Below are 8,735 nucleotides of genomic sequence, written 5' to 3'. Positions count from 1 at the left end.
GCCCGGGTCAATCCAATCACGCCGTGCTTCGCAACCGGGTACGGGAAACAACCCGGAATGATCTTGAAGGCATGTGTCGAGGCGATGTTCACAATGCTGCCCGCGCCGCGTTCCACCATTCCCGGCAAGACGGCGCGACAACCGTTCCAGACGCCATCGAGATCGACCGCGAAGCAGCGGCGCCAGTCGTCGTCGGTCATCGTCAGCGGATCGCAGAAGACGTTGATGCCGGCGTTGTTCACCAGCACATCGACCGCGCCGAAGGTGCTTTCCGCTTCGCGCACGGCGTGCTGCACCGAGGCGGATTGCGTCACGTCGGTCTGCACGGCGAGTACTTTGGCGCTGGTTGCTGCAGGACCATGCGCTGCACTCGCACCATTCGCACTGCCAGCGCCGGTGGCCTTGCACGCCGCTTCGATGTCCCGCGCGGTGCGCTGCGCGGTTTCAATATCCAGTTCTGCCAGCACGACCGCCGCACCTTCGCGCGCAAACGCCAGCGCGATGGCTGCACCGATGCCGCGACCGGCGCCGGTGATCAACGCGACCTTGTTGGCGAGGCGGTTCATTTCTTTGCGCTCGCCCGGGCAATTCGCAGACCGTTGATATAGGCCCGCGCATGCGACGCCGTTGCCGCCGCGTTCTGACCCGGCTTGTACAGCGCCGAGCCGAGCCCGAAACCGTTCGCGCCAGCGGTCAGGAACGGCCCCATGTTGTCCGGCGTAATGCCACCGACCGGCACCAGCGGCACTTCAGCGGCGATCACCGCCCGCCAGGCCTTCACGACCTGGCAGCCGAGCTGTTCGGCCGGGAACATCTTCAGGACGTCTGCACCGTTCTTCAGCGCGAGAAACGCTTCGTTCGGCGTGGCGACGCCCGGGGCACACGCCATGCCCCGCGCCTTCGCTGCCGACACCACCTCCGCGTCGCTGTGCGGCATCACGATCAGTTCGCCACCGGCCAACTGGACATCGTGGACGAAGCTCGCATGCAACACGGTGCCCGCGCCGACGATCGCATCGGCCGGCAATGCCTTGCGGATCGCGGCGATGCTGTCGAACGGCTGCGGTGAATTCAGCGGTACTTCGACGATCCGAAACCCCGCCTCATACAGCGCCTGAGCGTGCTCGGCGGCATCCAGGGGCGTGACGCCACGCAGGATCGCGATGAGCGGACAGGCTTCGAACGCGGCCATCAGACCGGCATGCGGCAGATACGGAGCGGGTAGGTTGATATGAGGTTGCATGTCGATTCCTTGTCTATGTCGTACGCAGCCGCGGCGGCTTAACTTTCTGATTAACCACCGGCGGCGCGTGCGGCCTGCGTAGCACCGGACCCCGACGCTACGAGCCCGGCCTGCGTCGCAATGCGCCACAGGCCGCGTTCGGTGGCTTGCCGGACCAGTTCCGCCTCGGTGCAGCCGAATTGGACTAATGCGAGCTGATAACGTCCGCACAGCGCCTCATTGCCGATCAGGCGCAGCGCGTGCCCGTCGAGTTTGCTTTGATGCTGCACGAGAACCGCGTCGAGACCGGCGAGTTCGTGGCCGATCAGCAGACCCGACAGATAGTCCGGCTGCTGCTGGCCCGCGAGCTGCCCGGTCAAGCCGAGCGTGCGCGTGCTGAATATCGTGGCGAGTACCCCGGCCTGCCCTTTCAGGCGCGCGTTGTTCACGCCGCGCAGAAATGCCTCGGTGTCCATACGATCGGGCGTCACCATGGTGCGGCCGAGAATCGTGTGCTCGCGCAAGGCGGCGAAAACTTCGCCAGTCATGAAAGTATGAAAGCGCTCGATGCGGCTGCCGCGCACCACCACCCATTTTGCGTGAGTGCCAGGCAGGCCGATCAGTTCGTGCTGTCCGTCGTTTCCGCCTGCGGGGCTATCGCCGAGCGCCCCGAAAATTTGCGTTTCTTCGCCACGCATCACGTTCGGCAGTTCGCCGCGTTCGAGCACACCCGGCACGATGTGCAGCGTCACGCCGCGTACGGTTTGCACTCGGACGATGCCAGCGACCAGCGCGTCGGCACTCGCCGGCGCATCCACATACGGTGCTTCGAGCCAGCCTTGAGCACTGCCGACCATCCCTGCTGCGATCACCGGGACGTTGGGCGCACGCTCGAGCCACGCGCCGCAAGCGGACTCGAAGGCTGCATCGAAGCCGCCCTCGGCCGCGGGACGCGGCAGATTCATGATGCCCGCAGTCGACTCGCGCGTGTCCAGCACATGACCGGCGGCGTCGAACAGATAGGCGCGCAACGACGTCGTGCCCCAGTCGAGCGCGACCAGCGCGGCCTGATCGAGGCTGACGGCCTGTGTTTGCGCTGCTGCAGCGGCACTCGCGTCGAGTGCGACGTTCGTGACGTTGGCGGCGTCCACAGCACCTGTGAGATGAGCGGCCGGCATGGAGGAACCCGCTTGCGTCATCGTTTGATCCTGCGAGTCGCCGGCTGCGGCACACGCCAGCCGAGTTCTTCCGAGATGGCGCGCGCTTCGCGCTGCACGACGGGAATCAGTTCGTCCATCCGTTCGAGCGACATATAGGGAATCGTGCTCGCCACCGACAGCGCCGCGACGATCGACCCCGATGCGTCGCGCACGGGCGCGGCGACGCAACGAATCGACGCCTCGTTTTCTTCGAGGTCGAACGTATAGCCACCGGCCGAGTAGTTCGTCATGCGTTGCATGAAGGTCGGCATGTCGGGGCGGTTATCGGGTTTGAAGCTCACGCCAGCGAGCGCGCGACGCGAGGCGTCGAATAGCGACTGCCAGGAATCGGGCGTGAGATCGAGCATCATCGCCTTGCCGATGCCGGTAGAGGCCAGCGGCATGCGGTGCCCCACGCGCGAGCGCATTTCCAGACCGCGCGTGCCGGGGATCTTGTCGATGTAGAGAACGTCGTCGCCGTCGCGCACGCCGAGGTGGATCGTATCGAGCGTCTGTTCGGCGAGCGATTCGAGATGCTGCCGGGCCACGGTGGTGAGCGGCATCTGTTCGAGCGCGATGGTGCCAAGTTCGATCAGTTTCGGGCCGAGCAGATAGCCGCCTTGCACCTGACGCAGATAGCGCGCCTGGACGAGGCTGCTGACGAGCCGGTGCGTAGTGCTGCGGGTCGTGCCGAGCGCGGCGCCGAAGGTGCGCAGATCGCGCACGCCAGCGGCGGCGGCTTCGAGAATCGCGAGACCGCGCAACAGGGTCTGGGTGCCGGCTTGCTGCGGCGTGATGTCGAGCAGCGTGCTGGGCAGCGCGATTCCGTCGGCAGGGGCGTGTGAGGCGGTCGCACCGTTGAGCGTGCGGGGGCGCGACTGCGGCAGGGCTTCGGAGTCGGCGGTGGCGTCGGCTGCGGCGTGAGTGGACATCGCTTTGTTCATGGCGATTGGGCGACCTGTTGGGGTGTTAGCGCGCGAGGCCGGCGTGGCGGACAGAGAAACGGGATAGAGCACGGCAAGTGCGTGCTTCCTGCTCGACAGTGATGGGCATGGCTGTTGTCTCCGCTTGTGTGGTCCGCGCCGGCCGCACGGTGCTCGTACGGGGAGGGGTTGACCTTTTTTGCCTCGCTGGCGGCCCGGCTAGCGCTTCTTGCGTGCGCTGCGACGGTGCCTTGCGGGCTTGGTGCTTCGAATTGTAGGGCGTCTTCTTTGAAATCTCCAATATGTGAATCTAGCGCTCATATATTGGGACATTTGAGGCAGAGCCGACGGAGTGGCTCGAGCGATGCGTCAACGCACGCCCATCGCGGCGGCCCGGAAGGCCGAGGCGTGACGAGGATCTGTGGCGTAGGCGTAGAAAGCCGTCCGGGAAGGGAAGACCGGCCGCACGGTTTGAAAGAAGCTCAGCATTTCGGTCAACTGCCGGTTCCGTAAAAAGCGCAGGTAGGCCGCCAGATCCTGCTCGCCCAGATCAGCCGAGAAAAAACTCGGACCGGACGCGGACAGCGCCTGCGCAACCACGGCGGCCAGTTCCACGCGCACCTTGCTGTGATCTTCCCGTGTTGTTGTCATGTACCCGATAGACGACGTGCTCATGCTCGAGGTCCAGGAACACCGCACTATGCGCGCAGGCAAACATCAGGAAATCGAGATCATGGCAATAGCGAAGCGGCTGGAATCCGCCTGCCTCTTCCCATAGTCCACGAGTGAAAACCATGTTGGACGTGGTCGCGACGAAGTTCTCGTTCAGCAACGCGAGTTGCGGCAGTTTCGTTTGCTCCAGAAAGTGCCGCGCACGCCGCAGCCAGTCGACGACAAACCCCGAGTTCAGCCGCGCGCTTTGGTCGTCCATGATGCCAGGATTGCCCGCGATAAGGCCGACGCCGGGCCGCTCATGAATCACCGCCCGGCAACGTTCGAGCTTGGTAGGCGCAAATACGTCATCTGAATTGAGCACCGCAATGTAGTCGCCACTGCTGATCCCGATGGCCCGGTTAATGGTGTTGTGGGCTCCGGCGTTCTCCTGCCGGTAAGTCTTCGCATGCGGCAAGCCGGCCAACCTGCTTTGCGCGAGTTCGAAACCATTGTCCGACGAACCATCGTCGATCAGGATGATCTCGTCGGCAGGGGATGTTTGCGATAAAACGCTATCTAGCGCCGCCTCGATGTATTGGGCGTGGTTATAGAGCGGCACGACCACGGAAATAGCAGGGATGGGCAACGAAGCCGCTTCATCTTGTGTTTTGACGCTCGACATAATAACGATAAATAAAATACGGGTTATTCAATGAGAAATAGTGTCATCCACACATTGGTATCAAATATCAATGTGGAGAAAATCGTGTGCACATTGAGGCGCTCAGTCATTGTGATTGTACGTCGCCCTTGCTTTTCGGACTTTACAAACCGGTACTCAAACTATCGCGTAAATAAAAATAAAAAATTAAGAATCGTCTCATGGATTATTGATTTTAAGACAGGCATCATCAATACCATTTACGCAAAAAATTTCTTTCCAAATGCGCACAATAATAGTCACAGCGTCGGACGATACCTTCATGCCCCTGTTGCGTGGGCTCGTGAACTCATTGCGCCAGTTTGAAAATCCATTGCCGTTTTCAGATATCGGATGCCTCGATGTCGGTTTGAATGCTGAGAATCGCGCCTGGATTTACTCCGAGGGTATCGGCATTGTTGAACCCAAATGGGATTTACCCGTCGATACGGCGCTGCGTGAGCGCACGCCACACTTGCGTTCGCTTACTGCTCGCCCCTTCCTTCCTGCCTATTTCCCCGGATACGACGTGTATATCTGGATCGATTGCGATGCGTGGGTTCAGGAGCAATTCGTTCTGGAATGGCTTTCCCATACGTCGGCAAGCGGTGCGTTGGGCATCGTGGCCGAGCTGGACCGGTCTTATGACAAGACGCTCACCGCCTCCTGGCGAGCTGACCGGTTGCGTCGGTATTACGACGAAACTGCCGCGCAGGAGATCGGCGCGCGAAATTACTATAACGCTGGCGTATTCGCGCTCCGGGCGGATGCGCCGCATTGGACCCACTGGGCAGAAAGTTTCGAACACGGGCTACGCGCAACGGATGGCACTGTGGTCTGCGATCAGACCGCCCTCAACCACGCTATCTGGTCTCGGTCATTGCCCGTGCATCCGTTGCCTTCAATTTGCAACTGGCTGTGCCACCTTGCGCTACCTCATTTCGACATTGGCAGCCGCAAGTTCTGCGAGCCGTACTTTCCACACGCCACGATTGGGATTCTGCACCTGGCCGCCTACACCAAAGATCTCACTTTTCGGCTGCACAACGAGAACGGTCCATCGCCCGCCGAAATCAGCCTTCGCTTTCAAGGTCCGCAAGCCCAAGTAGTCCAGGAAAAGGTCAGCGAGCTGATCCAATAAGGCCAACACGATCACGACGGCAGCTTATTGCGGCAGTTCGGCCGCCCCCATCCGCCGGCCAATCACGCCCGCACGTTGCGCCAGATACGGCGAGCTGCGGTGCTCATCGAAGTACTGAGGCCTCGGCAGCATGACCGCGAGGCGCGCCGATTGCGATGCCGTCAGTTTCGCCGCCGAGGTCTTATAGTAATAGTGAGCAGCAGCCTCGGCGCCATACACGCCGTTACCCCACTCGACCGAGTTGAGATAAAGCTCGTAGATCCGCTCCTTGTCCATCAAGGTCTCGAGCATCCACGTGATGATCAGCTCCTGGCCCTTGCGGATATAGCTCTTCTGCCGCGATAGAAAAAGATTGCGCGCCAGTTGCTGCGAAATCGTCGAACCGCCTGCCACGATTTTGCCGTGCGCCTTGTTCTTCTCCCACGCCTGCAGGATCGCGTCGGTCTCGTAGCCGTTGTTGTTGACGAAGTTCGCGTCCTCGGAGGCAATGATCGCGCGCTTGAGGTTGCGCGAAATCTGCTCGTACGGCACCCAGGTATGCTGGATCGACAGATCGGGCCGATCGTCGGACAGACGCCACGCGTCCGAGCGCATGAATGCCGTCGATTGCGGATTCACGTAGTTCCAGATGCCAATCTGCACGAAGTAGAACAGTTGCGTCGCGATCCAGGCGATCGCGATCACTATGCCAACGTAAAGGATCCAGCGGGTCGGTCCCGGCCGGCTGGTTCCCCTCGTTCGCGTCATCATCGTCACGCCGCGCCTGGCGCAGCGAGCAGCTGGCGCAATTGCGCCAGCACCGGCGCGCCATCAGGACGCACGCCGCGCCAGATATAAAACGACTCGGCCGCCTGTTCGACCAGCATGCCGAGACCGTCCGCCGCGCGCGCGCCCAGCGTTTGCGCGTGCTGCATAAAAACGGTCGGCCGCGCGCCGTACATCATGTCGTAGGCGAGCGTGGCGCTGCCGAATGCGCCGTCGTCGAACTCGGGGAGCGCGGCATCCAGACTGCCGGCGGTTGCATTGATGACGACGTCGTATGCGCCCGGCTCGATCGCTGATGCGCTACCGCCGGCCAGGCGGCAACCGGCCGCGTGTGCCGCCGCGCTGAACTGGTCGACCAGCGCACTCGCCTTCTCGGCGGTGCGGTTGACGATGGTCAGCGTGTGCGGCGCGCGCTCCAGCATCGGTAGCACCACGCCGCGCGCAGCACCGCCCGCGCCCAGCAGCAGGATGCGAGCCCCCTTGAGCGGCGTAGCCAGATTCACTTCGATGTCGCGCGCAAGCCCGAAGCCGTCGGTATTGTCGCCATGGATGCCGTCGGCGTCGAAGCGCAACGTGTTCACCGCGCCTGCTGCCGCGGCGCGCGGCGAGAGCGTCGTCGCCAGCGCGTGGGCGTCCAGTTTGAACGGCACCGTGACGTTGAGCCCGCGGCCACCGGCTTCCATAAAGGCGCGCACATGCGGCACAAACGCATCGATCGGCGCCAGCAAATGAGTGTATTCGATCGGCTCGCCAGTCTGCTCGGCGAAACGCGCATGAATGAACGGCGACTTGCTGTGGCTAACCGGATTGCCGACCACTGCGTAGCGGTCGCGCGCGCCGGTTGCCGTTACTTGCGCGGACGCACTTGAGCTAACCTGAGCAGCGGCTCCGCTATCAAGGGTAGCCGGGGTAGCCGGATTGGCCGTTTGACTCATTGCCCCGGCTCCGCCACGTGCTGATCGGCAGGCGCCGCCTCACCGTTGTCAGTGCCTGCGCCGCCGTTTTCCGCGGAATTGGCGTCGGCCTCACCTTCTCCCGACGCCTCTGCCGCAGCTTCCGCTTCGCTTTCCGCAGAATCATCCGGCGCGTCGACGAGCTCTTCTTCGCCCTCGTCCGCTTCATCAGCTTCTTGCGCTTCCGCACCGCTCGTGACCGTCGGCGCGTCGAGCACACGCAGCATCCGCACGGACGCTTCGACCGTCAGTTCGTCGATCGACATCACTTCCATCAACAGGCGTGTGCCGCGCGCATGCACGCCGAGCGCCGGCACATGCAGCAGCAGCGGAATCTCTTCGAGACGCACGAGGTCGTCTTTCACCACCGACGCCACCACCTGCTTCTTGTTCTCCTGCTTCAACCAGCGCAGGCACCAGAAGTACTCCATGCGACGCTGGTGATCGGCATAGGCCGAATACGTATCGTCGAAACCCTGCACGACCGCAAACAGATCGGCGTCCTTCGGCTTGAACGGTGCGGCCAGCTTGGCGGTCACGCCGTGCTGGACGCAGGCGAGCAACTGCCATTGATTGACCAGGTCCACATAACGGCGCAGCGGCGACGTGCTCCACGCATACTGCGTGACACCAAGGCCTTCGTGCGGCGCAGCGGTGGTCTGCATACGCGTGCGCTTCGGACCGGTCGGCGCGCCGAATGCCCGCTGCGAGCGGTAAATCCCTGGCACGCCGTGGTCATGCAGAAACGCGCCCCAAGATGAATTGGCGAGAATCGCCAGCTCGGCGACGATCGTGTCGAGCGGCGAACCGCGGCGGCGTGGCGTGATCGTGACGTGCTCGCCGTCTACATAGAAATTGAAGTCGGTATTGCGTTGCACTTCGCGGCGCAAACCGTAACCCGCGCGCGCCTGCTGACGCTTCTCGAACAATGCCAGCGCAAACGGCCACAGGACCGCAATGTCTTCCTTGTGCGGATATTCGCCGCTGCCGGCGGCAAGCGCCTCTTCGGTGACCAGTTCGTCAAGCGTGTTGTGGCGCAGGTTGTTCTTCACGAAGACGCGCTCGGCGCGCGTCTCGCTTGCGACAATCTCCTGCGTTTCGCGATTGACGATCACATACAACGAGAGCGCCGGCCGCAGGCCGCCTTCCGCAAGCGTGAACGCTTCGACGACGCTGTC

Annotated in this window: 10 protein-coding genes; 1 reads left to right on the top strand and 9 read right to left on the bottom strand. The window is 62.6% G+C overall.

Annotation, left to right across the window (positions count from 1 at the left end; genetic code table 11):
- The 6 genes from M0954_RS26050 to M0954_RS26025 all read right to left on the bottom strand — a co-directional run.
- Nucleotides 1-566: SDR family NAD(P)-dependent oxidoreductase (locus tag M0954_RS26050; protein WP_297356329.1), on the bottom strand; the 566-nt coding region annotated here is incomplete at its 3' end.
- Nucleotides 563-1,243: a 2-dehydro-3-deoxy-6-phosphogalactonate aldolase gene (locus M0954_RS26045; protein WP_297356327.1), complete on the bottom strand. Its 681-nt coding sequence runs from the start codon at nt 1,241-1,243 to the stop codon at nt 563-565. The genes M0954_RS26050 and M0954_RS26045, both read right to left, overlap by 4 nt.
- A gap of 50 nt (nt 1,244-1,293) precedes the next feature.
- Nucleotides 1,294-2,421 (bottom strand): 2-dehydro-3-deoxygalactonokinase, encoded by a 1,128-nt coding sequence (locus M0954_RS26040; RefSeq protein WP_297356325.1) that lies wholly within the window; start codon nt 2,419-2,421, stop codon nt 1,294-1,296.
- Nucleotides 2,418-3,365: an IclR family transcriptional regulator gene (locus M0954_RS26035; protein WP_123384861.1), complete on the bottom strand. Its 948-nt coding sequence runs from the start codon at nt 3,363-3,365 to the stop codon at nt 2,418-2,420. The genes M0954_RS26040 and M0954_RS26035 overlap by 4 nt, the downstream gene beginning before the upstream one ends.
- Before the next feature lie 348 nt (nt 3,366-3,713).
- Nucleotides 3,714-3,959 (bottom strand): hypothetical protein, encoded by a 246-nt coding sequence (locus M0954_RS26030; protein WP_297356323.1) that lies wholly within the window; start codon nt 3,957-3,959, stop codon nt 3,714-3,716.
- Entirely contained in the window at nt 3,895-4,644 is a 750-nt protein-coding gene (locus tag M0954_RS26025; RefSeq protein ID WP_297356321.1) for a glycosyltransferase family 2 protein, read from the bottom strand. Before M0954_RS26025 ends, M0954_RS26030 begins: the two co-directional genes overlap by 65 nt.
- A 337-nt stretch (nt 4,645-4,981) precedes the next feature.
- Here M0954_RS26025 and M0954_RS26020 point away from each other — a divergent pair, with 337 nt between their 5' ends.
- On the top strand, nt 4,982-5,839 hold the full coding sequence (locus M0954_RS26020) for a hypothetical protein (protein ID WP_297356319.1): 858 nt from the start codon (nt 4,982-4,984) through the stop codon (nt 5,837-5,839).
- A 24-nt stretch (nt 5,840-5,863) separates the two neighbouring features.
- Here M0954_RS26020 and mtgA read toward each other — a convergent pair whose 3' ends face one another.
- From mtgA to M0954_RS26005, 3 genes are all read right to left on the bottom strand, one after another.
- Complete coding sequence (mtgA, locus tag M0954_RS26015) at nt 5,864-6,586, bottom strand: monofunctional biosynthetic peptidoglycan transglycosylase (protein ID WP_297356331.1); 723 nt, start codon at nt 6,584-6,586, stop codon at nt 5,864-5,866.
- A 5-nt stretch (nt 6,587-6,591) separates the two neighbouring features.
- Entirely contained in the window at nt 6,592-7,539 is a 948-nt protein-coding gene (gene aroE / locus M0954_RS26010) for a shikimate dehydrogenase (protein ID WP_297356317.1), read from the bottom strand.
- Nucleotides 7,536-8,735 (bottom strand): RNB domain-containing ribonuclease (locus M0954_RS26005; protein ID WP_297356315.1); only part of this gene is annotated, 1,200 nt, incomplete at its 5' end. The genes M0954_RS26005 and aroE, both read right to left, overlap by 4 nt.

The organism is Paraburkholderia sp. (genome assembly GCF_026225065.1).
Lineage (GTDB): Bacteria > Pseudomonadota > Gammaproteobacteria > Burkholderiales > Burkholderiaceae > Paraburkholderia.
The sequence above is the reverse complement of the archived record's forward strand: the minus strand, read 5'-3'. Positions and strand labels throughout refer to the sequence as shown.

Coding starts and splice junctions, on each gene's coding strand:
- M0954_RS26035 (WP_123384861.1), bottom strand. CDS start 3,365: ATGAACAAAGCGATGTCCACTCACGCCGCAGCCGACGCCACCGCCGAC.
- aroE (WP_297356317.1), bottom strand. CDS start 7,539: ATGAGTCAAACGGCCAATCCGGCTACCCCGGCTACCCTTGATAGCGGA.
- M0954_RS26020 (WP_297356319.1), top strand. CDS start 4,982: ATGCCCCTGTTGCGTGGGCTCGTGAACTCATTGCGCCAGTTTGAAAAT.
- mtgA (WP_297356331.1), bottom strand. CDS start 6,586: ATGACGCGAACGAGGGGAACCAGCCGGCCGGGACCGACCCGCTGGATC.
- M0954_RS26045 (WP_297356327.1), bottom strand. CDS start 1,243: ATGCAACCTCATATCAACCTACCCGCTCCGTATCTGCCGCATGCCGGT.
- M0954_RS26040 (WP_297356325.1), bottom strand. CDS start 2,421: ATGACGCAAGCGGGTTCCTCCATGCCGGCCGCTCATCTCACAGGTGCT.